Consider the following 24,512-nt stretch of genomic DNA (forward strand, 5'->3'; position numbering starts at 1 on the left):
CTTAGTAGCATCGCCAATAACAAACAATGTAAAGGTATAGACTCTATGGCAAGTGTAGGTATCTTCTTCGGTAGCGACACAGGTAATACTGAAGCCGTTGCAAAGATGATTCAAAAGCAACTAGGTAAACATCTAGTTCACGTTCAAGACATCGCGAAAAGCAGCAAAGAAGACATTGATAACTTCGATCTTCTTCTTCTAGGTATCCCAACTTGGTACTACGGCGAAGCACAATGTGATTGGGATGACTTCTTCCCTGAACTTGAGCAAATCGACTTCTCTACTAAGCTAGTGGCTATCTTTGGCTGTGGCGACCAAGAAGACTACGCAGAATACTTCTGTGACGCGATGGGCACAGTCCGTGATATCGTTGAATCTAAAGGCGGCACAATTCTTGGCCATACCTCGACAGAAGGCTACGAATTTGAAGCGTCTAAAGCACTTGTTGAAGGTGACGAAAGCCAATTCGTAGGTCTATGTATTGATGAAGACCGCCAACCAGAATTGACTGACGAGCGTGTTGAAAGCTGGGTTAAACAGATCTATGAAGAGATGTGTTTAGCTGAGCTAGAAGGCTAATCAAATTGAATGATGCAAAGACCTCCACTTGGAGGTCTTTTTGTATGTATTGTCACACAGCATCGGTAAGTACTTCCTCTTCGCGATACTGAGGTTTCTTTCTTACATAAAGCTTGCGTTGAACCTCTGAAACCACATTCCCCTGTTTATCTTTTACATGAGTAATAAACTCAGGAAAGCACTTTTCTCCATTCCGTGTCATTTGATAAATGTTTTCCAGCATCCCTTCAGTGACCTCAAATTCTGCAAACAAATCACTTTGCCCCGGCTTAATAAAGTTAATGCTTGCCTCTTTATCCCACACATAATATTCCTCTCGTAGAATCCCCATCAGCATCAACGAGTAAATAGGATCAGTTAAAGAGAAAATACTGCCGCCATATTGGGTGCGATTGGCATTTTTATTCCACCAGCGAAGCTTTAAACGTACCTTTACAGTACGGAAGTCTTGAGAAATATGTAAGATTTTAATACCCGCCCCCCAAAAAGGAGGCCAAATATTGAGTGCGAACTTTACAATTCCTGGTTTGTATATCTTCGCTAGTCGCCTATTCATCGCTATCCCTGCCCTCTCCAAGCTTAATGTTACACAATTGTAACTGGTCAGAGCTGTAATATAATGGACCTGTTTCTAATTTACAAAAAGATTCTATTAACCCTTTGAAGTTCGTGGTTTAATGTTCCGAACGCTTATCCTATAATGGTAGGAAGATTGAATTCTGTTAAATCGCTGCAGATGATCCAACGGGAAAGTATATGTCAGATAATAATCAGGCGCTGAAGGATGCGGGTTTAAAAGTAACCCTTCCGAGGCTAAAAATTCTAGAAGTACTTCAGCAGCCAGACTGCCAGCACATCAGTGCTGAAGATTTGTACAAAAAGTTGATTGATCTAGGTGAAGAAATTGGCCTAGCAACTGTTTACCGAGTTCTAAACCAGTTCGACGATGCTGGTATTGTAACTCGTCACCACTTTGAAGGTGGAAAGTCAGTCTTCGAATTATCGACTCAACATCACCACGACCACCTAGTGTGCCTAGACTGTGGTGAGGTAATTGAATTTTCTGACGATCTTATTGAAGAACGTCAAAAAGAGATTGCAGCTAAGTACAATGTCACACTAACAAACCACAGCTTATACTTGTACGGCAAGTGTAGCGATGGTGGTTGTAAAGACAATCCAGATGCACACAAACCGAAAAAATAAGGGTTTGTTAATTTAAAAAGTAAACGTCAGCACATGCTGGCGTTTTTTGTTTCTAGAAGTCAGTACCTTAGACGTCAGTACTTTGGTTACAGAACAAAAGCTACTAAACACCCATCTTTTTTCTCCACAGTTTTGCACATCTATATAGCACTCTGTGGGATTAGGTATAAAAAATGCCAGCGTTTGCTGGCATTTTTTCATCGTTCTCAGCATTAATTGAGATTATTGATTCTCAATTTTTGCCCAGGTATCACGTAGACCAACCGTGCGATTGAATACTAGATTATCTGCTGAAGAGTCTTTCGAGTCTGCACAGAAGTAACCCATACGTTCAAACTGGTAACCTTTTTCTGCTTCTGCAGAAGCTAGGCTAGGCTCGACGAAGCCATTGATCACAACTAATGATTCAGGGTTGATAGTAGAAGCAAAATCTTCCGCTGCGCCTGGGTTTGGCACCGTAAATAAACGATCGTACAGACGAATTTCCGCTGGAAGAGCTTTATCAGCTGACACCCAATGAATAACGCCTTTCACTTTACGACCATCTGCTGGGTTTTTACCTAGCGTATCTGCATCGTAAGAACAGAAGATCGTTGTGATGTTGCCTTCGGCATCTTTTTCAACGCGCTCAGCTTTGATCACGTAAGCACCACGTAAACGAACTTCTTTACCTAGCACTAAACGCTTGTACTTTTTGTTCGCTTCTTCACGGAAGTCTTCACGCTCAATCCACAATTCACGCGTGAATGGCACTTCACGCACGCCCATTTCAGGTTTATTTGGGTGGTTGGCAACTGTCAAGTTTTCTACTGCGCCTGCTTCAAAGTTTTCGATAACAACTTTAACAGGATCCAGTACAGCCATTGCACGCGGAGCGTTCTCGTTTAGGTCATCACGAATACAAGATTCTAATGAACTAAACTCGATCATATTTTCTTGCTTCGTTACACCAATACGCTTACAAAACTCACGAATAGATGCAGGTGTGAAGCCACGACGACGCAGACCTGAGACAGTCGGCATACGTGGATCATCCCAACCATTAACCAGTTTTTCAGTAACTAGCTGGTTAAGCTTACGCTTAGACATCACTGTGTATTCAAGGTTTAAACGACTGAACTCGTATTGATGTGGACGGCTTTCGATCGTGATGTTGTCTAGAACCCAATCGTACAGACGACGGTTATCCATGAATTCAAGCGTACAAATAGAGTGCGTAATGCCTTCTAATGCATCAGAAATACAGTGCGTAAAGTCGTACATTGGGTAAATGCACCACTTATCACCAGTTTGGTGGTGCGTAGCAAAACGCACACGGTATAAAACTGGATCGCGCATGACCATGAATGAAGAACCCATGTCGATTTTAGCACGAAGACACGCTTTACCTTCTTCAAATTCACCAGCGCGCATTTTTTCAAACAACGCCAAGTTCTCTTCAACAGAACGGTCACGGTATGGACTTGGTTTACCTGGCGCCTTTAGTGTGCCGCGGTATTCACGAATTTGCTCTGGACTTAGCTCATCTACGTACGCTAAGCCTTTGTTAATCAATTCAATTGCATATTCGTAAAGCTTATCGAAGTAGTTTGATGAGTAACATACTTCACCACTCCACTCAAAGCCCAACCAGTTTACATCTTTCTTGATAGACTCAACGTATTCGATGTCTTCTTTTTCAGGGTTTGTATCGTCGAAACGCAGATTACATTGACCCTGGTAGTCCTGAGCAATACCGAAGTTCAAACAGATAGACTTAGCATGACCGATATGCAGGTAGCCATTTGGCTCCGGCGGGAATCGAGTATGCACGCTAGTGTGTTTACCATCCGCTAGATCTTTATCAATGATCTGGCGAATAAAGTTTGATGGACGAGCATCAGCTTCACTCATCTATAGCACCTCAAAAATATTAGTATTGTCAGAGAAAACGGAACCCTGTATCCAAGTATGGTTTCACAGAGTACATTGTTCCTAATGATCCACAATTCTAAGCAATTAGACAACAAGAACTCGCTCTAAAACGACAATATTTATTGAGTTGGCGTGAAAGCAAAGCAGATTCAAAGGGCCTAAACGAAAAAAGGCCTCCTGCGGAGGCCTTTTGCGATGTTGTAGTATCAATTGTTTGCAATACCAATAACAAACAATCGCACCACTATTAAACAGTTAAGCTGGTAACTGAACACCACTTAAGTCTTCATCTTTAGATACATTCTTCATCTCACCAGCAACAATCTCTGCTAGTGGACCAAGGATAACTTGTAGGTTGTTTGTACCTAGCTTCACAACTCCCATAGCTCCAAGATCTTTCAGAGTTTTCTCATTGATAACGCTCATATCTTTCACAGAAAGGCGCAAACGAGTAATACAGGCATCGATAGAACTTAGGTTGTCATGACCGCCAAGTGCTTTCAAGTACTGACGAGCAAGCTCTGAAGAATTGCTTGATCCAGCCACGTTAGATGAAGCTTCTTCATCATCTTCACGTCCCGGTGTTTTAAGGCCAAACTTAACAATCACGGTACGGAACACGAAGTAGTAAACCGCAAAGAAACCAAGACCTTGTACAATGAGCATGTACCAGTTTACCGCTAGCGGGTTACGAGTCGACAATACTAAGTCGACTAAACCAGCAGAGAAACCGAAACCTGCAATCCACTGCATTGATGCCGCGATATAAACTGATAGACCAGTCAGCGCTGCGTGAAGAACGTACAGTCCTGGAGCAAGGAACATGAATGCAAATTCAAGTGGTTCTGTTACACCTGTAAAGAATGAAGCAAACGCAGCCGCAATCATGATAGATGCCACTTTCTCTTTATTCTTTGATTTCGCAGTATGGTACATCGCTAGAGCAGCGCCTGGTAAACCAAACATCATGATTGGGAAGAAGCCCGCTTGGTACATCCCTGTAACACCTACCGTTGCCGTGCCTTCAGCTAATGATTTCGCACCGCCAAGGAAGTTTGGAATGTCATTAATACCAGCAACATCAAACCAGAACACTGAGTTTAGTGCATGGTGCAGACCAACAGGAATTAGAAGACGGTTGAAGAATGCATAAACACCTGCACCTGCTTCACCCATACCTTGAATGCTTTCTCCAAAACTGACCAGACCGCCGTAAACTGATGGCCAAACGTACATCAGGATGAACGCAATAACGATACCAGCAAAAGACGTTAGGATAGGTACAAGACGCTTACCAGAGAAAAACGCCAGTGCTTTGTGCAGCTCTACGTGAGAAAAACGGTTGTACAACTCAGCAGAAACAATACCAACCAAGATACCTACGAACTGGTTATTGATTTTACCAAATGCAGCAGGTACTTCACTTGGGTCAATGCCTTGAATTTGTGATACTGCACCAGGGGCCAAAAGCGTTGTGACAACTAAGAAGCCCACGAAGCCTGAAAGTGCAGCGGCGCCATCTTTGTCTTTAGACATTCCGTAAGCAACACCAACAGCGAACAATACTGACATGTTGTCAATGATCGCTGCACCAGCTTTAATAAGAAATGCAGCAAGTGCACTGTTTGCGCCCCAGCCATTTGGGTCGATCCAGTAGCCAATACCCATGAGTATTGCTGCTGCAGGAAGTGTGGCAACCGGCACCATAAGCGCCTTACCCACCTTCTGGAAGTATCCGAGAATGTTCACCTTAAGTTCCCCCTATAGGATTAGATGTTATGTTGAATGACTTATTTCAGCCGTCCAATTTAGTCATCCTAAGTTTATGATATTAATTTTGCTCCGCAAATTAAAAGCTCACCGTTTGTGATCATAATCACCACAATTTGCCCTTTCGGAAGGTTTTTGCTAGCGAGATCATAAAACTTATTTTATTATACGAAAAAATGGCGTTTTAAAGATAATATTCTCGCACTTTATGCAAGGCAGAATCAGTGTTATTTTGGTATCTAGGCGGGTAAATCACTGTAACTTTGCTCTGAAAAAGAATCATAAAAAACCATACAATTATTACTTTTCAGTTAGTTACTATGACAATAACATCGATAAAACGCGACTTGCTGTATGTGACTCGTTATCTAATTCAGTGATACAAACTAAGTACCCATATGACTGAAGCAGTCTCTACTTAGATAACGATATAGAAATTGAATTCTCATCTATAAGGACTAGCTGACTATGTACGCGCTAAGTAACTGTAAAATTTATACCGGTAGTGATGTTCTTACCGATCATGCGGTCATCATCGAAAACGATCTTATTCAATCTATTGTGCCGGTTTCTGAGCTACCTCAAAGCATCGAACTAAAAGACCTTGCAGGCGCTAATCTAAGTCCAGGCTTTATCGATCTGCAGTTGAACGGTTGTGGCGGTGTAATGCTAAACGATGCAATTACCCCTGAAACCATGCAAATCATGCACCAGGCAAACCTCAAATCTGGCTGTACTAGCTTCCTGCCAACACTCATTACGTCATCTGATGAAGATATGCGAACTGCAATTGCCGCAGCTCGTGAGTACCACAACAAGTATCAAAATCAATCGCTTGGTTTACACCTCGAAGGTCCTTACCTTAACGTCGCGAAAAAAGGCATCCATAACGTAGATTTTATTCGCCCATCAGACGAAAGCATGATCGACCTTATCTGCACAAACGCCGATATCGTAGCGAAAGTAACACTAGCACCTGAGCATAACGACCCAGAGCATATTGCGCGATTAAAGGCTGCTGGCATCGTAGTTTCAATTGGCCACACAAATGCAACCTACGCCGAAGCACGTAAAAGCTTTGAAGCAGGCATTACTTTTGCTACACACCTCTTTAATGCAATGACACCAATGGTTGGTCGTGAACCAGGAGTTGTTGGTGCAATTTACGATACTCCTGACGTATATGCTGGCATTATTGCTGATGGTTTTCACGTCGACTACGCAAACATCCGAATTGCTCATAAAATCAAAGGTGAAAAGCTTGTTTTGGTGACGGATGCCACAGCTCCAGCAGGTGCTAACATTGATCACTTTATTTTTGTCGGTAAGAAAGTATATTACCGAGATGGTAAGTGTGTTGATGAAAATGGCACGCTAGGCGGCTCAGCTTTGACAATGATTGAAGCAGTTCAGAATTCAGTTGAGCACGCGGGGATCGCTTTAGACGAAGCTCTACGAATGGCCACGTTATACCCAGCAACAGCAATTGGTGTTGAGGATCGCCTTGGCCGAGTTCGAAAAGGGATGGTTGCAAACCTGACTATTTTCGATCGTGACTTTAAAGTAAAAGCGACGGTTGTTAACGGACAATACGAGCAAAATTAAGCATGAATGGCGGACAGATTGGTAATGTAGATTTAGTAAAACAGCTTAACAGCGCTGCGGTATATAGGCTGATTGATCAGCAAGGTCCTATCTCCCGTATTCAAGTCGCGGACGTGAGTCAGCTCGCGCCTGCTAGTGTTACCAAAATAACCCGCCAACTTTTAGAGCGCGGCCTTATTAAGGAGGTCGCCCAACAAGCTTCAACTGGTGGTCGTCGTGCGATCTCTTTGACTACTGAAGTCAAACCTTTTCATTCGATTGCCGTTCGCTTAGGTCGAGATTACGTACAGTTCAGTTTATACGATTTAGGTGGTACCGCGCTGGCAGAAGATCAGCATGAACTGCACTACACTAACCAAGCAGACTTAATCGCAGGACTTATCGATTTATTAAAAGATTTCGTAAACCGTTGCGAAGACAAAATTGATCAACTCATCGCTATCGGCATCACTTTACCGGGCCTTGTTAACCCAACAACTGGCGTGGTCGAATACATGCCTAATACCGATATCGATAATCTTGCTCTCGGTGAAATTGTTGGAGAGAAGTTTAATACAGCATGCTTTGTTGGCAACGACGTACGTGGCATGGCGTTGGCTGAGCACTACTTTGGAGCAAGCCAAGACTGCCAGGATTCTATTTTGGTTAGCGTCCACCGCGGTACTGGCGCAGGTATTATCGTTAACGGCCAGGTTTTTCTTGGTTTTAACCGCAACGTCGGTGAAATTGGTCATATCCAAATTGACCCGCTTGGTGAGCAATGCCAATGTGGAAACTTTGGCTGTTTAGAAACCGTAGCTGCAAACCCAGCGATTATTCAACGAGTGAAGCAACTGATTACTCAAGGATACGAATCAAGCTTAACCGACCTTGAAAACATCACAATTGAAGCGGTATGTCAGCACGCAATGAATGGTGATGAACTTGCGAAACAGAGTTTAGTGCGAGTGGGCAACCAGCTAGGTAAAGCGATTGCGATTACGGTTAACTTATTTAATCCACAGAAAATTGTAATTGCTGGCGATATTACTGCAGCACAAGATATTGTTTTCCCTGCAATTCAACGCAACGTAGAGAATCAATCTCTTAAAACTTTCCATAACGACCTCCCTATCGTGGCTTCTCACATTGATAAGCAGCCAACGATGGGCGCATTTGCGATGATTAAACGCGCTATGCTAAACGGAGTTTTGTTACAAAAGTTACTGGAAGACTAAGTTTATACAACCAATTGAGTTACAATCTCGGGCTGTGTTTTCACAGCCCGTTTTTGTATATCAGGAATACAGCTCAACAGTATGGAAATTATTCTAATTACAGCCGCTTTTTTAGCTGGTTTTATTGCGCTTAAATGCAGCCTCCCTCCCCTCGTTGGTTTTCTACTAGCTGGATTTGGCTTGCATGCATTTGGTTACCAAAGCAATGACGTTATTGTCACTCTCGCAGATCTTGGTGTTACTCTTCTTCTGTTTACTATTGGACTCAAACTCGATGTAAAAACCCTGCTGTCCAAAGAAATATGGGGAGGGGCAACCGCCCACAACATACTCTCTACCGCTTTTTTTGCCCTAGCGTTATCCGGCTTAAAACTACTGGGCTTGACTTCGCTAGCCAGTATGGACGGCAGCCAAATCCTGCTTTTAGCTTTTGCACTATCGTTCTCTAGTACCGTTTTTGCCGTAAAAGCATTGCAAGAAAAAGGCGAAATGAACGCGACCTACGGCACACTCGCGATCGGTATCTTGGTTATGCAAGATATTTTTGCCGTAGTATTCCTGACTGCTTCAACCGGAAAAGTCCCAGAATGGTATGCCATCGGTTTGTTCGCACTGCCTTTCCTTCGTCCCCTATTCTATAAGCTGCTCGATAAAGTTGGCCACGGCGAAATGCTGGTGCTATTCGGTATTTTCTTCGCGCTTGTTGTCGGTGCTGGGCTATTCGAGTTGGTCGGGATGAAACCAGACTTGGGCGCGCTAATTTTAGGCATGCTACTCGCAGGTCACCCAAAAGCCTCAGAACTATCCAAGTCATTATTCAATATGAAGGAGCTCTTTTTAGTCTGCTTCTTTTTAAACATTGGTTTATCCGCCTCATTGAGCGTGAATGGCGTCGTTCTCGCCCTGCTATTTATCTTACTGCTACCAATCAAAGGACTCTTGTACTTCGTCACTATTAATCATTTTAAGTTTCGAGTACGTACCTCTTTGCTCGCCTCTTTATCACTATTTAACTACAGTGAGTTTGGTCTTATTGTTGCAGGGTTGGCCTATAAAATGGGCTGGATGCCAAGTGATATGCTTGCTGCGATTGCGGTTGCGGTGTCGGTATCCTTTGTAATTTCCGCGCCACTTAACCGCCTTAGCCATAAAATTTATCAACATTCAGGTAAGTGGCTGCAAGAGACAGCGGTAGAAAAGCTCAATCAACGCGACCAACTCATCAACCCAGGTCATGCCCAAGTATTGATCTTAGGTATGGGGCGTATTGGAACGGGCGCTTATGATGAGCTACGCTCACGCTATGGCAAAATTTCATTGGGTATAGAAATTCGTGAAGACGCTGCACATCATCATCGTTCAGAAGGAAGAAATGTGATTTCTGGTGATGCCACCGACCCGGATTTCTGGGAGCGAATTTTAGATACAGGTCATGTAAAACTGGTTCTGCTTGCAATGCCACATCATCAAGGTAACCAAACAGCACTTGAGCAGCTTAAACGCAGAAAATATAAGGGGCAAATTGCCGCTATCGCCGAATACCCAGATCAATTGCAAGGCTTACTTGAAAATGGCGTTGACGCAGCATTCAATATATATAGTGAAGCTGGTAGCGGTTTTGCTCGACACGTCTGTAAACAACTTCAGCCTAAATTCACACCAATTAAATAAGCAACAGCACTGATATTTTTTGAAAGGCTTTCTATTGATAGAAAGCCTTTTTTGTATAGTTTTTATACCAAACCTTGATCTCATTCACCAAAACAACGGTTGAGTTAAATATTTTCCATACAACAAGGCCTTTTATCATTTTTTTAATCACAAAACGTTGCTTTTTTTATTAGTAATGGCAAATTTAAACCATACCGATTAGAAATTGTTTAGTTTAGTAAGGATGTAGTATGTGTTCAGTATTTGGCATTTTAGACATTAAAAGCGATGCAGCCGCATTGCGCCCTATCGCATTAGAGATGTCGAAAAAACTTCGTCACCGTGGCCCAGACTGGTCTGGGATTTACTCTTCAGAGCGTGCTATTTTAGCGCACGAGCGCTTGGCGATTGTTGGTCTAAATAGTGGTGCACAGCCGCTATACAGCCCTGATAAGAAGCTCATCCTTGCCGTCAATGGTGAAATCTACAACCATAAAGAAATTCGTGCTCGTTACGAAGGAAAGTACGAATTTCAAACCGATTCAGACTGTGAAGTCATTCTTGCACTTTACCAAGATATGGGTGCAGATCTCCTTGAAGAACTAAACGGTATTTTCGCTTTTGTGCTCTACGACGAAGAAAAAGATGAGTATTTAGTCGGCCGTGACCATATTGGTATTATCCCTCTTTATCAAGGTCACGATGAACATGGTAACTACTATGTGGCATCAGAGATGAAGGCTCTTGTTCCAGTATGTAAAACAGTAAGTGAATTCCCTCCTGGTAGCTACTACAGCTCTAAAGATACTCAGCCAACACGTTACTATGTTCGTGACTGGAACGAGTACGCAGCAGTACAAGGTAACAGCACTAGCAAAGAAGAATTGACGGAAGCGCTAGAAGCGGCTGTTAAACGCCAACTAATGACTGACGTGCCTTACGGTGTGCTTCTTTCAGGTGGTCTAGATTCTTCTATTACATCTGCGGTAGCAAAACGCTTTGCAGCGATGCGTATTGAAGATGATGAAAAGTCTGAAGCTTGGTGGCCTCAACTGCACTCTTTTGCTGTTGGCCTAGAAGGCGCGCCTGACCTGAAAGCAGCTCGCGAAGTTGCCGACCAAATTGGTACCGTTCACCACGAAATGACGTACACGATTCAAGAAGGTTTGGACGCGATTCGTGACGTGATTTACCACATTGAAACATATGACGTGACGACTATCCGCGCATCAACACCTATGTTCTTAATGGGTCGTAAGATCAAAGCGATGGGTATCAAGATGGTATTGTCTGGTGAGGGCGCTGACGAAATCTTTGGTGGCTACCTTTACTTCCACAAAGCGCCAAACGCGAAAGAGTTCCACGAGGAGACTGTGCGTAAACTGCTTGCTCTGAACATGTTCGACTGTGCTCGTGCTAACAAGTCGCTGGCAGCATGGGGAGTTGAAGGACGCGTACCTTTCCTAGATAAAGAGTTCATTGATGTAGCAATGCGCTTGAACCCAGCAGACAAGATGTGTGGCAACGGTAAAATGGAGAAACACATCCTTCGTGAGTGCTTCGAGCACTACCTGCCAGAATCGATCGCATGGCGTCAAAAAGAGCAGTTCTCTGATGGCGTTGGCTACAGCTGGATCGATACGCTGAAAGAAGTAGCAGAACAGAAAGTGACAGACCAGCAGATGGAAACAGCTCAATATCGATTCCCATACAACACGCCAACGACAAAAGAAGGCTACGTGTACCGTGAAATCTTTGAAGAGTTATTCCCACTTCCATCAGCAGCAGAGTGTGTACCAGGAGGCCCTTCAGTAGCGTGTTCTTCAGCGAAGGCGATTGAATGGGATGAATCGTTCCAAAACTGTGTTGACCCATCAGGTCGTGCAGTACAGACCGTTCACAACGACTCATACTAATTCTCTACGATAAAGATAAGGGTTGGTTCGTCCAACCCTTTTAAAACAGACAAAAAATTAGATACGATCAAAAAGAGGTGCTTTTGCACCTCTTTTTATGTTTGATGGAATTAGGCTATTTTAAATCTAAATCACTATTGTCTATGCTGACAGGCACACGCTTGGTGATCATCTGAACTAGCATAATTGAGCGTTTCTCACCATCTTGTTCTTGGAAGATGGCATCTATGCCCGCAAATTGACCGCTTTTAACTCTAATTTGATCGCCTGGTTTTGGCATGCATTCAGAAACGGTATTGTCATTACAACACTTTTCTAGCTGCATCAATTCGAAGACCAAGTCACCTTGAACTTCTTTCGGTTGAGCACCAAAACGCACAAAGTCAACAACACCTCGAGTAGAGCGGACTGAGGTGAAGTTTGGCCCTTGCTCATAATCAAAGTAAGCGAATACGTAACAAGGAAACAGCGGTTCATCGACTTTTTGTCTTTTACCGCGCAAAATCTTCTCAACTTCTACAGTTGGATAAAAGCATTCTACACCTTGGTTTTCAAGGTGTTGTTTCGCCCTAACCTGCTCCCCACGTTTACAATAAAGTAGATACCAACGTTTCATCTTTTTACTAGCCAATTCTATTTTGTTTTTATCCTAGCATTAAGCCAAAGTTGAGTCATTGATATTCAGTTTATCTATAAAAGTATGATTATACATCGCTCGCATTAACGACATTTTTCAGCAACTTACGATAAAGAAGTCCATAGGCAAAAATGGAAATTAAGTTTGTGACACAACCAATACACCATCATATAATCTGCAAATCTAATCAAAAACAGCCACTTAACAAACAAAAATAGTTGAATGGCAAAATTTTATTATTTGTCACTCGTTGAATTGCATTGTATACGTAGAAGTCGTTAAAAAATGTAATAACTATTATTAGAAGAGCTTATGTCAAACCAACATCAATATTTTGGTCATCCACGTGGCCTGTTCTTATTGTTCGGTACAGAACTGTGGGAACGCTTTTCTTACTACGCAATGCGTGCCATTCTCGTGCTTTACCTTACTGATACAACAATGAATGGCGGCCTTGGCTGGTCAACCAAAGACGCATTAGACCTATACGGCATATACACAGGGCTTGTGTATATCACGCCTCTTATCGGTGGTTACCTAGCAGATAACTATTTAGGTCAACGTCGCTCAATTTTGCTTGGTGGCGCGTTAATGGCCATCGGCCAGTTTACTCTTGCACTTCCTGCTGATGCTTTAGGTATTGGTTCGCTACACAGTTTCTATTTAGGTCTTGGCCTACTTATCACTGGTAACGGTCTCTTTAAGCCAAATATCTCAACCATGGTTGGCGACCTTTATCAAGAAGGTGACAACCGTCGTGACGGCGCATTCACTATCTTTTATATGGGTATCAACTTAGGTGCATTACTTGCCGGCGTCGTTTCTGGCTCTGTGACAACCTCTTACGGTTGGAAAGCTGGCTTTGTTGCCGCTGGTGTGGGTATGCTGGTTAGCCTAGTGATGCAAATGGTACTGGCTCAATCATGGCTTGGTGATATTGGCCGCGAACCAGCGGCGAAACGAGATCTAAATAACAAAAACGCCACCACGAAGCAGCCACTCACCAAAGAAGAAGTGAATCGACTAAAAGTAATTCTGGTCATGAGCTTATTCACTATTGTCTTCTGGGCAGGCTTTGAACAAGCAGGTGGCCTGATGAACATCTACACTCAACAATATACTGATCGCATGATTGGTGGTTTTGAAGTTCCTGCTGCGTGGTTCCAATCACTAAACCCATTTTTCATTATTACTCTAGCGCCAGTTCTGGCTGTCCTTTGGGTAAAATTGGGTAAACGTGAACCCACTTCGCCAGTGAAATTTGCAATGGCACTGTTTTTCTTAGCGATTGGTTTCCTTTGTATGGTTGGCGCAGTGCTAGAACAAGGTGGAGATACAACAGTAAAAACATCGATGTTATGGTTGGTCGGCGCTTTCTTCTTCCACACATTAGGCGAGCTGTGTTTATCTCCAATTGGTCTTTCATTGGTGACTAAATTAGCACCGCTTCGCTTAGCTTCACTTATGATGGGTGCATGGTTTGGCTGTAATGCGATTGCTAACTATGTTGCGGGCTATGTGGGTTCTCACGTAGGCGAGTTAGGCGCTATGGCTATCTTTAGTGGTATTGCGGTCAGCGCAACCGTAAGTGGCGTAATTTTGCTCCTATTCTCTAATACACTCGTTCGCTGGATGCATGGCGCTGAAAATACGCACAGCACGGCAGAGCAAGTAGAAGAGCAGCAAGTACAAGTTGCTTGATCGCTCAACTAAACGTAGAAAGGGTCGCTATTGCGACCCTTTTTTGTATCTAAAGTTTAGATTGAACTAACTCAACCATCATCTCGATATGAAGTTCACTATCGTTCAAACAAGGGATGTAGGTAAAGTTTTCACCACCTGCTTCAAGGAAAATCTCTTTACACTCTTCCGAAATCTCTTCCAACGTCTCTAAACAATCTGAAGAAAATGCAGGGGTCACAACATTAATATTTTTCACACCCTTTGCAGGAAGTGCCTCTAGGGTCTTATCGGTATAAGGTTGAAGCCACTCTTCTCTCCCAAATCGGGACTGATACGTCATGCCAATTTGTTGTTCGCTTAAACCTAACGCTTTCCCAAGCAAGCGAGTCGTCTCTTCACAATGCTGTGGGTAAACATCACCATTGTCAGCATAACGTTTTGGAATACCATGATAAGAACACAGCAGGTAATCTCCCTGACCATTCTTTTGCCAATGTTCACGAACTGAATGCGCTAACGCTTCAATATATTTCGGGTGATTGTAATAATCACGAATAAAGCTAAAGCCTGGCATCACAGGCAGGTTCTTAAATGCTTTAGTGATTCCGTCAGAAACCGCTGCCGTTGTTGTGCCCGAGTATTGCGGATACAACGGTAAAACAATGACTTCATCAACGCCTTGCGCCAATAGGGCTTCAAAGCCTGATTGCAAACTTGGGTTACCATACGTCATACCAAGCTCTACAGGTATATCAAGCTTTTGTGCCAACTTTTCCGTTTGGCGTTTAGAGTACACCATCAACGGCGAGCCCTCTTCCATCCATACTGATTGATAGAGTTTGGCAACTTTAGGAGCTCGGATAGGAAGGATAACGCCGTGCAATAGTGGACACCAAAGCCATCGAGTCATGTCTACCACTCGGTGATCATGAAGAAACTGACTTAAAAAGCGCTTTACGGCAGGAGCGGTTGGTGCGTCAGGAGTTCCCAGGTTAACTAGGAGTACACCCTGTTTATTATTCTCTTTCATAACATCCTATTCATGGTAAACGGCTTGGTTCATATATTTAAGTAACCTCGAAGTAACGAATAGCCGAGCTGAAGTTAATTAGATATATGTTTACGAGTAAACTAAAAAAAGCGACCACTTGGGCCGCTTTCAATATATCAAAATATTAAATTTTTGACTTCAGCAAATTAAGATAGTGCTTTCTCGATATCCGCACTAACTTCAGCTACTTGCTTAGTACCATCAAACTTAAGGTACTTAGTCTTGCCTGCTTCAGCTTCTTTGCCGTAGTAGTTGATTAGCGGCGCAGTTTGCTCGTGGTAAACACCTAGACGAGCACGTACTGTTTCTTCTTTGTCGTCATCACGAACAACAAGATCTTCACCAGTTACATCATCTTTACCTTCCACTTTAGGCGGGTTGTAAACCACGTGGTAAGTACGACCAGAAGGAAGGTGAGCACGACGACCAGCCATACGCTCAACAATTACATCGTCTGCAACGTCAAATTCGATAACGTAGTCTACGTCTACGCCCATTTCTTTTAGGCCGTCAGCTTGAGGGATAGTACGTGGGAAACCATCTAGTAGGAAACCGTTTGCACAGTCTTCTTGAGCGATGCGCTCTTTGATAAGACCAAGGATGATTTCATCAGAAACTAGCTGACCAGCGTCAATAACAGCTTTAGCTTGTTTACCAAGCTCTGTACCTGCTTTGATAGCAGCACGAAGCATATCACCAGTAGAGATTTGTGGAATACCGTATTTTTCCATGATGAAGTTTGCTTGTGTGCCTTTACCTGCACCTGGAGCACCTAGAAGAATGATGCGCATGATTTATCCTCTTTAATATTTAAGATTTATACCGAAGCTCACAATAGCTGACCTCTTAGACATCAAACCTGAGAAGCACCTGCAACGATAAGTTTCGGTATAACGTATATAGGCGAGCAAAAATACACGCCTTATTACTCACATTCAAGTCGCAGATTCTATCACAGGTTCTCTGAGCAAAGAGTGTATTAAGACTAAAGAATGTTAACAGTACCCTCTTTCACGCCCTATTGATTATTAACTCAGCACTTGAGATGCAAAATTTTGCGACAACAAACAAAAAGCTCGCGAAATGCGAGCTTTTTGATTTGCAGAGGTTATTACACCTTAGTCAAAAGTTGATTAACGGCTCCTAAGAACTCTGTTGGATCCTCAATAGAGCCTCGCTCCGCTAGCATTGCCTGACCAAGCAGAACTTCAACCCAGCGACCAAACGCTTCTTCATCGGCTTCGTCAGCCATACGCTTAACCAATTTGTGCTCAGGGTTTAGCTCAAAGATGTATTTCACTTCCGGCACAGCTTGACCAGCTGCCGCAAGAAGCTTCGCCATTTGAGTACCCATTTCGTAATCGTCCGTTACCACAACAGCAGGCGTAGATGCGAGTTTGAAGGTGGTACGAACTTCTTTCACACGATCGCCTAGGTAAGACTTCGTGCGCTCTACAACCGACTTAAACTCTTCTTCGGTTTCTTTTTGCTTCTCTTTTTCTGCTTCATCTTCAAACTGACTTAGATCAAGCCCAGCTTTAGTGATTGACTGGAACTGTTTACCATCAAACTCAGTTAAGTAGTTCATCAGCCACTCATCAATGCGGTCGTACATCAAGATAACTTCAATGCCTTTCGCTTTGAACTGTTCTAAGTGAGGGCTGTTTTTCGCAGCTGCATAGCTGTCTGCCGTCAAGTAGTAGATCTTATCTTGACCTTCTTTCATGCGCTCAACGTAAGACGCCAAGCCCACAGTTTGCTCAGAAGAGTCCACTTCAGTTGAGGCAAAGCGCAATAAACCTGCAACTTTCTCTTTGTTTGCAAAGTCCTCCGCAGGGCCCTCTTTCATCACAAGACCAAACTCTTTCCAGAATGATTGGTATTTCTCTTCGTCATTCTTGGCCATACGTTCAAGCATCGTTAGCACGCGCTTAGTACAAGCATTACGTAGAGACTGAGTCACTTTATTGTCTTGTAAGATCTCACGCGATACGTTTAGCGGTAAATCGTTTGAGTCTATTAAACCACGTACGAAGCGTAAGTATGACGGCATAAATTGCTCTGCATCGTCCATAATGAATACGCGCTGTACGTACAGTTTCAAGCCTGATTTGTGGTCGCGGTTCATCATATCCCAAGGTGCTTTCGATGGGATGTATAGTAAGCTCGTGTAGTCGTTTTTACCTTCTACACGGTTATGACTCCAGACCAAGGGATCGGCAAAGTCATGTGATACGTGCTTGTAGAACTCTTGATACTCTTCTTCTGAAATATCAGATTTGTTACGCGTCCACAGTGCCTGGGCTTTGTTGATTTGCTCCCACTTTTTCTCATCTGTTTCCTTGCCTTCGTCATCACGAACGACAGTTTGGATTGAAACAGGAATGCCGATGTGATCAGAGTACTTACTGATAACGTCACGTAGACGCCACTCATTCAAAAACTCTTTACCCTCTTCACGCATATGAAGAATGATGTCGGTACCACGTGACTCTTTGGTAATGTTTTCGATGGTGTACTCACCTTCACCCGCTGAGTGCCATTGTACCGCTTCATCAGCGGCTAGACCCGCAGCGCGAGTGCGCACGGTAACGGCGTCAGCAACGATAAATGCCGAGTAGAAACCAACACCAAACTGACCAATAAGCTGAGAGTCTTTGCTCTGCTCTTCAGATAGCTTTGAGAAAAACTCGGCTGTTCCAGATTTTGCGATTGTTCCTAAGTGCTCAATCACATCATCACGGCTCATACCGATACCGTTATCAGAAATGGTTAAGGTATTTGCGCTTTCATCAAACGACAGTTTCACGCAAAGGTCTGCATTACCTTCGTATAGATCTGGGTTAGATAACGCCTGAAAGCGCAGTTTGTCTGATGCATCTGATGCGTTAGAGATCAGCTCGCGCAAAAAGATCTCTTTATTTGAATAAAGAGAATGGATCATTAAATGCAGTAGTTGTTTTACTTCTGATTGAAAACCACGAGTTTCTTTATTTTGAGATACGGTTTCGCTCATGTGTGCTCCATAACATCTAAACTAATTGGCTTTTTCATAGGGACAAGTTTGTGACTTTCCCCTTGAAATCACCTTACCGAGATGTCATTTAACATGTGGCTGACAAATGTAAATTCAAGGTCAATATTGCTAAAAACGGTGTTTTTTTAGAAAATTTTAATTATCCTACCCGTCTAAAAGCATCTAAAATGTCGTGCGCACTCCAAGCGCCCCGGTAATTTTGTGACATAAATCACCATAATTACAACATCATCCATCTAAGAAGAACTAAATGACTAACATTGGCACCAAATTTCTACTTGCTCAAAGGTTCACCTTTGATCCAAATAGTAATTCGCTCGCTGACCAACAAAACGGCAACGACGTTGTACGATTAGGAAGCAACGAAAGCCGTATACTTCTGATGTTGGCAGAGAGACCAAACGAAGTTTTAACCCGTAACGAGCTTCACGAGTTTGTTTGGCGTGAGCAAGGTTTTGAGGTGGATGACTCAAGCCTGACTCAAGCGATTTCTACTCTGCGTAAGATGTTGAAGGATTCAACAAAATCTCCAGAGTTTGTTAAAACGGTACCTAAACGTGGCTACCAACTCATTTGTTCAGTGGAACGCTTGAGCCCATTTTCTACTGACTCTAACACTGACGTTGAAGAAACCGCTTCTGAACACGAAGCGCCAGCAGTGGAGTTAGAAGCGAGCGATACACCACCAACAGAGATAGTGACCGATACTACTGCTGATCTTGAGCCTCAAGTAGAGCCGACTAAAACTCAGCCGAAGCCAGCATCTAACACGATTAACTGGCTACCGCGTGTCATTATCTTTTTGTCTCTGCTGCTTCCTGTTTGCGTATTGTTATTCACGAACCCTGCGGAATCCCAATTCCGTCAGATTGGTGAGTATCAAAATGTACCAGTGATGACACCTGTAAATCACCCTCAAATCAACAACTGGTTACCTTCAATAGAGCAATGCATTGAGCGCTACGTGAAGCACCATGCAGAAGACTCGTTGCCAGTTGAAGTGATTGCCACTGGTGGACAAAATAACCAGCTGATTCTGAACTACATTCATGACAGTAACCACTCTTACGAGAACGTAACACTGCGTATTTTCGCAGGTCAAAACGATCCAACAGACATCTGCAAATAAAGGAGGCCAATATGAAGATTAAATTAGCATCTGCGGTTTTGGCCGTATCCGTTCTTTTCAGTAGTTGGTTGTATTGGGGAAGTGACCTAAAAGTGGAGCAGCTCCTCACAGCAAACGAATGGCAGTCGACCATGGTGACAGTCATTACAGACAGCTTGCCTGACGATACTGTCGGCCCACTACGCCGAGTTAATGTTGAATCAAACGTGAAATATCTCCCTAATGGTGACTATATTCGCGTAGCAAATATAAAACTATTCGCTCAAGGTTCAACCGCAGAATCAACGATAAATATCTCGGAAAAAGGCCGCTGGGAAGTAAGTGACAACTATTTGTTGGTCTCGCCTTCGGAGTTTAAAGATATTTCATCTTCTCAATCAAAAGACTTTTCCGAAGCACAGCTACGTTTAATTACTCAAATTTTTAAGCTAGATGCGGAGCAAAGTCGTCGTATTGACGTCGTGAACGAAAAAACACTATTGCTCACTAGCTTGAACCACGGTTCTTCGGTACTGTTTAAAAACTAATTTTGATTGGATGATAAGGGGGCAAGACGCCCCCTTTGTTTTGCTTATGGATTGGCTAGATACCACTACTCTCTTTTTCGGTTCACTAATCGCCAACACGCTGGCTTCACTTTCCGGTGGCGGAGCAGGCTTGCTTCAATTCCCTTTACTCATCTTTCTCGGCTTACCGTTCTCCGTTGCGCTAGGCACACATAAGGTGGCTTCGGTCGCTTTAGGCTTAGGCGCAGCAAGCACGCATTTAAGATCAGGCACTATTAAATGGAAAGTCGCGCTCTACCTTATCTTGTCCGGCAGTATTGGCGTGATTTTAGGGGCTAACTTAATTGTACAGATCCCTGATGGTATCGCGGAAAAGATGCTCGGCACGATGATCCTAGCGCTGGGTATCTACTCGCGACTTAAGACATCGCTAGGCCAAGCTGAAGTAATACGCAACCGTCATCCTATTGGTTGGGTTATTGGTGGAATTGGCTTACTGTTTATCGGCATCATTAACGGATCTCTTACCGCAGGTTCTGGTTTGCTCGTGACACTATTTTTGGTGCGCTGGTTTGGTTACGACTACAAACAAGCCGTTGCTTACACCATGATTTGTGTCGGCCTGTTTTGGAATGGCATTGGAGGCATTGCCGTCGTACAGGCAGGGGCGCCTATTCACTGGGCTTGGTTACCTGTTTTATTGTTAAGCTCTTTTCTAGGCGGCAGTTTAGGCGCATGGGCCGCGACTCGATACAGTAACAGAGTGATTAAAGTTGCATTCGAAATTCTCACGTTTGCGGTGGGCATCAAGTTGCTGGTTTAAAAAGATTAAAAGGAAAGTTTCATGGATAAAGCAATCATTGATATTTATTACTGCCGCCAGTGCAACTGGATGTTGCGTTCAACTTGGCTATCGCAAGAATTACTGCATACTTTTAGTGAAGAAATAGAAACAATCAGCTTACACCCAGACACAGGTGGTCGCTTCGAAATTTTCTGTAATGGCCAGCAAATTTGGGAACGGAAAAAAGACAGCGGCTTTCCTGAAGCCAAGGTGCTAAAACAGCGCGTTAGAGACATTATCGACCCAGAACGCGATTTAGGACATTCAGACACAAAATAGGGAGCAATTCGCTCCCTATTTTTTTACTTAGTAAAACCGTTAAATCATGGTTTGTGCTAATACTTCGCCTTCTGGCGTTTTTACCGTTAGCTTATTGTCTTCTAGAGTACCAAAGCTTCTCGGTAAGCCATTACGTGGGAATGTCATCGAGCCTGGGTTGAATATAATGGCTCCATCTTGCATCTCTGCGACGGGAACATGTGTATGCCCGTGGGCGATGATATCACCTTCGCGCAGTGGCGGCCGTTTTTCAGAGTTGTACAAGTGACCATGAGTCAAAAAGATTCTCTTGCCAGATTCAAGTAGCACCCATGAGTAATCCATCATCATTGGAAACTTCAATAGCATTTGGTCCACTTCACTATCACAGTTGCCACGTACAGAAATAATTTGATCACTGTATTGGTTCAATAAGTCTGCTACCTGTGGAGGGTTGTAGCCTTCCGGAATAGGGTTTCGCGGCCCATGGTTTAGCGTATCTCCTAGCAAAATCAGGTGGTGCGCACCAGAGGCCAGAAATAGCTCAATGGTTTCTTTAGTTGCTGGCAAAGAGCCATGCAGGTCTGAGGCAAAAAATAGTTTCACGACATTGTCTCCTCAAAAAGTATGAGGTCATTCTACGGCATTTTTTTAGCAGCTCAACCTACGACGGTTTGAATACTACTGATAGCGCAATGATTCAATGACCATAGGCAAAACATAGAACCATGCTGCATACGCTGTTCCAACCAACACCAGTATCCAAAACACCATCGACATAAATTTTGATTTGGCTAGATGGTGCAGCGGATCGGGCTCTCCGCATCCTGGACATGCATGAGCGCGTTTTGAGATTTGTTTCTCACACACGGGGCAAGAGACTAAAGGCATGATACAGATTCCTCGACATTAGGCTTAGGGCGCAAAGAATAATGGTGAATTAACACATATGCAACCTAACATATATTAAATATTTTAGTTCTTTGTAACAGTCGCTGACTTGAGAAAAAATTCGTTGATTTTTCATTTATATCAACCTATTACACTTCTTCTCGCACCATACCATTGATGACAATATTGTTATAACTCACCATCCCAATGACCTCGCCACTTTCAATGACCGGCGCTCTGCTTATGCCAAATCGCTCAAACAAACGGGCACAATATTTTACGTTCATATCTGGTTCGACACACAAAGCGGGCTTGGTCATGATTTCATAAATATTTGTGCGCTGAGGAGAACGATTATTCGCCAGCACCTTTTTGGCGATATCATTCATCAACACGATGCCATATTCATCATTATCATCTCGCTTTTTCACCACCAGCGCTTTGACTTGGTATTTTTTCGCTAGCGTTATGCCTTCGTATACGGTCATCAGTCCATCAACCATTACATACGTTGCCGCCATAACATCTCGAACTCTAATTATCGTTTGATCACTCATAATTCATCCTCGACTACTTTGGTCAATGTCTCGACTTGATGCGCGACACCGACTGCATCTTCAATATCGATCTGAATAGCAATCCCCTGTCCCGACTCTCTGTCAAATTCACCAACCTCATTAATGGTTTCTAATATGTGTCGAGAGAGATGTTCCTCGACCACAAACAGCAGCACATCTTTTTGCACTTCTAGCGTTAAACCAAAAAACGTTCGCTTTTGATTTAAACCTTGCCCGCGAGCATTGTTAATCACTGTTGCACCGGTCGCACCAGCATCGCGTGCAGCGTCCAACACCTTGTCTGTTTTGCTGTCTTCAACAAACGCAAGTATCAATTTAAAGCGCATTTTCTTCTTCCTCCGAGATGTTTTTATTCAGCCATTGGGTTATTTGCGCATAGCCCATCACAGAGATCATAGGAAATAGACTGGCAAACGCGATCAAGCCAAAGCCATCAATCATTGGGTTTCTTCCAGGGACGGTCGAAGCAAGCCCTAACCCTAATGCAGTTACAAGTGGGACAGTGACGGTAGAAGTTGTTACGCCTCCAGAATCGTAGGCGAGTGGAACAATAAGCTTAGGAGCGTAAAACGTTTGAATCACAACGACGATGTAACCCGCGATGATGTAATAATGAATGGGATTGCCCACGACAATCCGGTAACTCCCTAATGCAATACCAATTGCCACCCCAAACGCAACGGCTACGCGCAAGCCGTTAATACTGATACTGCCTCCAGAGACTTGGTTTGCTTTTATCGCTACAGCGATTAAAGAAGGCTCTGCAATCGTGGTACTAAAGCCTATAAAAAAGGCGAAGGTGTAAACCCAATAGTAGTCGACCCACATTAAGGCTTTCCCTACAGATACTTTGAACTCTTGTAAAAACTCCGGCTCCGTTAATTGCACAGCCATCGTCTCCCCAAGTGGAAACAACGCCATTTCTAATCCAAGTAAAAAAAGAGCTAGCCCGAAAATCACATAAACGAACCCAAGCAAAACTTTCTTAAGGTTGCTAACAGGACGCCTTAACACCGCTAACTGAAAACCAAAAATAATGCTGGCGATGGGAACGACGTCTCGAACGGTCGATAATAAAGTATCTAGGAAATGATCAATTGAAATCATGTTACGACCATTCCGTAAACCATCACAAACATCATCGGTAACAGCGAGGCAAAAGCGATTAAACCAAAGCCATCCACCATAGGGTTGCGCCCTTTAATAGAAGACGCTAGACCGACGCCCAGTGCAGTGACCAAAGGTACTGTTATGGTGGACGTGGTTACACCTCCGGAATCGTAAGCGACGCCAATAATGGCTTCAGGTGCAAACCACGTCAGTATTCCAACGCCTACATAGCCACCAATGATCATGTAATGAATCGGCCACCCTTTTAAGATACGCAAAACGCCGATAACGATGGCTATCCCCACAGAGAGAGCTACTGTTACTCGAAGTCCTTCTCCGTAATCCTGCATGGACTGCTCTGAGTTAGCGATCATTCCGCCCTCTGCCGCAACTTCTGAGGCTTCTTCCGCTACCGCGGTTAATGCAGGTTCAGCTATCGTGGTGCCAAACCCCAAACAAAACGCAAAGACTAATAACCAAAACACGCTGCCTTTTTTTGCAAAGGCTTGAGCCATACTCTCTCCGATAGGAAAAAGACCAAGTTCTAGGCCAAAGATAAAAAAGGTTAATCCTAAAACGACAAGCAACAAGCCAAAAAGAATGGAGATCAGGTTGGGCAGCGGCTCTTGCAAAACGACTAATTGAAAAAAAGTGATAACAATGATGATGGGTAATAAGTCACGAGCACTATTGAGGAGCGCTCGAAAAAGCGCAACAAATGCTTCCATGCCTATCCTCCTTGATTGTGCAAACTGATTACGCTCATTCCAATGAGCGATAACTTCTAGTCTGGCATAGATTTCACTCTTCTACCGTGAATGCACTAGCGCCATCTATAACATTTAGTTACATATTTTCTAATATGTGAAGTTAATAGCCTCTCTGTCAGCTTGTCACTATCCCAGAAATAATGGTGTTGAGATGATCAAGC

The 24,512-nt window shown here is 43.5% G+C and carries 24 protein-coding genes; 11 read left to right on the forward strand and 13 right to left on the reverse strand.

From position 1 onward, the window contains the following. Window positions 1-45: 45 nt before the first annotated feature. Window positions 46-579, forward strand: a complete 534-nt coding sequence (gene fldA, locus MTF70_RS18225) for a flavodoxin FldA (RefSeq protein ID WP_005382146.1) — start codon at window positions 46-48, stop codon at window positions 577-579. A 52-nt stretch (window positions 580-631) separates the two neighbouring features. On the opposite strand, the gene MTF70_RS18230 is transcribed toward fldA, so the two are convergent. Then, complete coding sequence (locus MTF70_RS18230) at window positions 632-1,135, reverse strand: DUF4442 domain-containing protein (RefSeq protein WP_005382144.1); 504 nt, start codon at window positions 1,133-1,135, stop codon at window positions 632-634. 200 nt (window positions 1,136-1,335) lie between these two features. Between MTF70_RS18230 and fcrX the strand changes: the two genes are divergently transcribed. Beyond that, the gene (fcrX, locus tag MTF70_RS18235) at window positions 1,336-1,785 is read left to right on the forward strand and encodes a ferric iron uptake transcriptional regulator FcrX (RefSeq protein WP_005382141.1); all 450 of its coding nucleotides are present in this window, start codon (window positions 1,336-1,338) and stop codon (window positions 1,783-1,785) included. Window positions 1,786-2,007: 222 nt separating this feature from the next. On the opposite strand, the gene glnS is transcribed toward fcrX, so the two are convergent. Together glnS and nagE are read right to left on the reverse strand one after the other, a co-directional pair. Continuing rightward, window positions 2,008-3,678 carry a glutamine--tRNA ligase gene (glnS, locus tag MTF70_RS18240; RefSeq protein WP_005382124.1) on the reverse strand — a complete coding sequence of 557 codons (1,671 nt, stop codon included), beginning with the start codon at window positions 3,676-3,678 and terminating at the stop codon, window positions 2,008-2,010. A gap of 276 nt (window positions 3,679-3,954) precedes the next feature. Then, window positions 3,955-5,448 (reverse strand): N-acetylglucosamine-specific PTS transporter subunit IIBC, encoded by a 1,494-nt coding sequence (gene nagE, locus MTF70_RS18245; RefSeq protein ID WP_005384985.1) that lies wholly within the window; start codon window positions 5,446-5,448, stop codon window positions 3,955-3,957. A gap of 489 nt (window positions 5,449-5,937) precedes the next feature. Between nagE and nagA the strand changes: the two genes are divergently transcribed. From nagA to asnB, 4 genes are all read left to right on the forward strand, one after another. Beyond that, a complete protein-coding gene (gene nagA / locus MTF70_RS18250) occupies window positions 5,938-7,074 on the forward strand; it encodes an N-acetylglucosamine-6-phosphate deacetylase (protein WP_025766987.1) in 1,137 nt (378 codons plus the stop codon). 2 nt (window positions 7,075-7,076) lie between these two features. Beyond that, the gene (locus tag MTF70_RS18255) at window positions 7,077-8,291 is read left to right on the forward strand and encodes an ROK family protein (protein WP_025766988.1); all 1,215 of its coding nucleotides are present in this window, start codon (window positions 7,077-7,079) and stop codon (window positions 8,289-8,291) included. An 81-nt stretch (window positions 8,292-8,372) separates the two neighbouring features. Beyond that, window positions 8,373-9,962, forward strand: a complete 1,590-nt coding sequence (locus tag MTF70_RS18260; protein ID WP_025766989.1) for a cation:proton antiporter family protein — start codon at window positions 8,373-8,375, stop codon at window positions 9,960-9,962. Between the two features lie 230 nt (window positions 9,963-10,192). Next, window positions 10,193-11,857, forward strand: coding sequence for an asparagine synthase B (gene asnB, locus MTF70_RS18265; protein WP_005382100.1), 1,665 nt, complete (start codon window positions 10,193-10,195; stop codon window positions 11,855-11,857). Window positions 11,858-11,972: 115 nt separating this feature from the next. Here the strand turns inward: asnB and rfaH are convergent, their stop codons facing one another. After that, window positions 11,973-12,473 (reverse strand): transcription/translation regulatory transformer protein RfaH, encoded by a 501-nt coding sequence (gene rfaH / locus MTF70_RS18270; RefSeq protein WP_248394203.1) that lies wholly within the window; start codon window positions 12,471-12,473, stop codon window positions 11,973-11,975. Between the two features lie 333 nt (window positions 12,474-12,806). Here rfaH and MTF70_RS18275 point away from each other — a divergent pair, with 333 nt between their 5' ends. Continuing rightward, complete coding sequence (locus MTF70_RS18275; RefSeq protein WP_005382097.1) at window positions 12,807-14,195, forward strand: peptide MFS transporter; 1,389 nt, start codon at window positions 12,807-12,809, stop codon at window positions 14,193-14,195. A 49-nt stretch (window positions 14,196-14,244) separates the two neighbouring features. On the opposite strand, the gene hemH is transcribed toward MTF70_RS18275, so the two are convergent. From hemH to htpG, 3 genes are all read right to left on the reverse strand, one after another. Further along, a complete protein-coding gene (gene hemH / locus MTF70_RS18280; protein ID WP_064353706.1) occupies window positions 14,245-15,207 on the reverse strand; it encodes a ferrochelatase in 963 nt (320 codons plus the stop codon). Window positions 15,208-15,374: 167 nt separating this feature from the next. Further along, on the reverse strand, window positions 15,375-16,019 hold the full coding sequence (adk, locus tag MTF70_RS18285; RefSeq protein ID WP_005382094.1) for an adenylate kinase: 645 nt from the start codon (window positions 16,017-16,019) through the stop codon (window positions 15,375-15,377). A 320-nt stretch (window positions 16,020-16,339) separates the two neighbouring features. Then, window positions 16,340-18,244, reverse strand: a complete 1,905-nt coding sequence (gene htpG, locus MTF70_RS18290) for a molecular chaperone HtpG (RefSeq protein WP_053303298.1) — start codon at window positions 18,242-18,244, stop codon at window positions 16,340-16,342. Between the two features lie 271 nt (window positions 18,245-18,515). Between htpG and MTF70_RS18295 the strand changes: the two genes are divergently transcribed. Genes MTF70_RS18295 through MTF70_RS18310 form a run of 4 tightly spaced genes read left to right on the forward strand, consistent with a single transcriptional unit; the run spans window position 18,516 to window position 21,023 of the window. Further along, window positions 18,516-19,394, forward strand: coding sequence for a transcriptional regulator (locus tag MTF70_RS18295; protein WP_017819958.1), 879 nt, complete (start codon window positions 18,516-18,518; stop codon window positions 19,392-19,394). Between the two features lie 11 nt (window positions 19,395-19,405). Next, window positions 19,406-19,921 carry a transmembrane regulator ToxS gene (gene toxS, locus MTF70_RS18300; RefSeq protein WP_005382091.1) on the forward strand — a complete coding sequence of 172 codons (516 nt, stop codon included), beginning with the start codon at window positions 19,406-19,408 and terminating at the stop codon, window positions 19,919-19,921. Window positions 19,922-19,967: 46 nt separating this feature from the next. Further along, window positions 19,968-20,723 (forward strand): sulfite exporter TauE/SafE family protein, encoded by a 756-nt coding sequence (locus tag MTF70_RS18305; protein ID WP_017819959.1) that lies wholly within the window; start codon window positions 19,968-19,970, stop codon window positions 20,721-20,723. 21 nt (window positions 20,724-20,744) lie between these two features. Then, complete coding sequence (locus MTF70_RS18310) at window positions 20,745-21,023, forward strand: SelT/SelW/SelH family protein (RefSeq protein ID WP_005382088.1); 279 nt, start codon at window positions 20,745-20,747, stop codon at window positions 21,021-21,023. Window positions 21,024-21,062: 39 nt separating this feature from the next. On the opposite strand, the gene yfcE is transcribed toward MTF70_RS18310, so the two are convergent. From yfcE to MTF70_RS18340, 6 genes are all read right to left on the reverse strand, one after another. After that, window positions 21,063-21,608 carry a phosphodiesterase gene (gene yfcE / locus MTF70_RS18315; protein ID WP_017634822.1) on the reverse strand — a complete coding sequence of 182 codons (546 nt, stop codon included), beginning with the start codon at window positions 21,606-21,608 and terminating at the stop codon, window positions 21,063-21,065. A gap of 75 nt (window positions 21,609-21,683) precedes the next feature. Further along, window positions 21,684-21,893 carry a hypothetical protein gene (locus MTF70_RS18320; protein WP_005382086.1) on the reverse strand — a complete coding sequence of 70 codons (210 nt, stop codon included), beginning with the start codon at window positions 21,891-21,893 and terminating at the stop codon, window positions 21,684-21,686. Window positions 21,894-22,042: 149 nt separating this feature from the next. Beyond that, complete coding sequence (locus MTF70_RS18325; protein WP_005382085.1) at window positions 22,043-22,450, reverse strand: CBS domain-containing protein; 408 nt, start codon at window positions 22,448-22,450, stop codon at window positions 22,043-22,045. Continuing rightward, window positions 22,447-22,797 (reverse strand): P-II family nitrogen regulator, encoded by a 351-nt coding sequence (locus tag MTF70_RS18330; protein ID WP_005382084.1) that lies wholly within the window; start codon window positions 22,795-22,797, stop codon window positions 22,447-22,449. The genes MTF70_RS18325 and MTF70_RS18330 overlap by 4 nt, the downstream gene beginning before the upstream one ends. Next, the gene (locus tag MTF70_RS18335; RefSeq protein ID WP_205460854.1) at window positions 22,787-23,578 is read right to left on the reverse strand and encodes a DUF1538 domain-containing protein; all 792 of its coding nucleotides are present in this window, start codon (window positions 23,576-23,578) and stop codon (window positions 22,787-22,789) included. Before MTF70_RS18335 ends, MTF70_RS18330 begins: the two co-directional genes overlap by 11 nt. Beyond that, window positions 23,575-24,309: a DUF1538 domain-containing protein gene (locus MTF70_RS18340; protein ID WP_054865708.1), complete on the reverse strand. Its 735-nt coding sequence runs from the start codon at window positions 24,307-24,309 to the stop codon at window positions 23,575-23,577. Before MTF70_RS18340 ends, MTF70_RS18335 begins: the two co-directional genes overlap by 4 nt. Between the last annotated feature and the right edge of the window lie 203 nt (window positions 24,310-24,512).

It is taken from the genome of Vibrio sp. 2CM40D, from assembly GCF_023161825.1.
GTDB classification, from domain to species: Bacteria; Pseudomonadota; Gammaproteobacteria; order Enterobacterales; family Vibrionaceae; genus Vibrio; species Vibrio alginolyticus.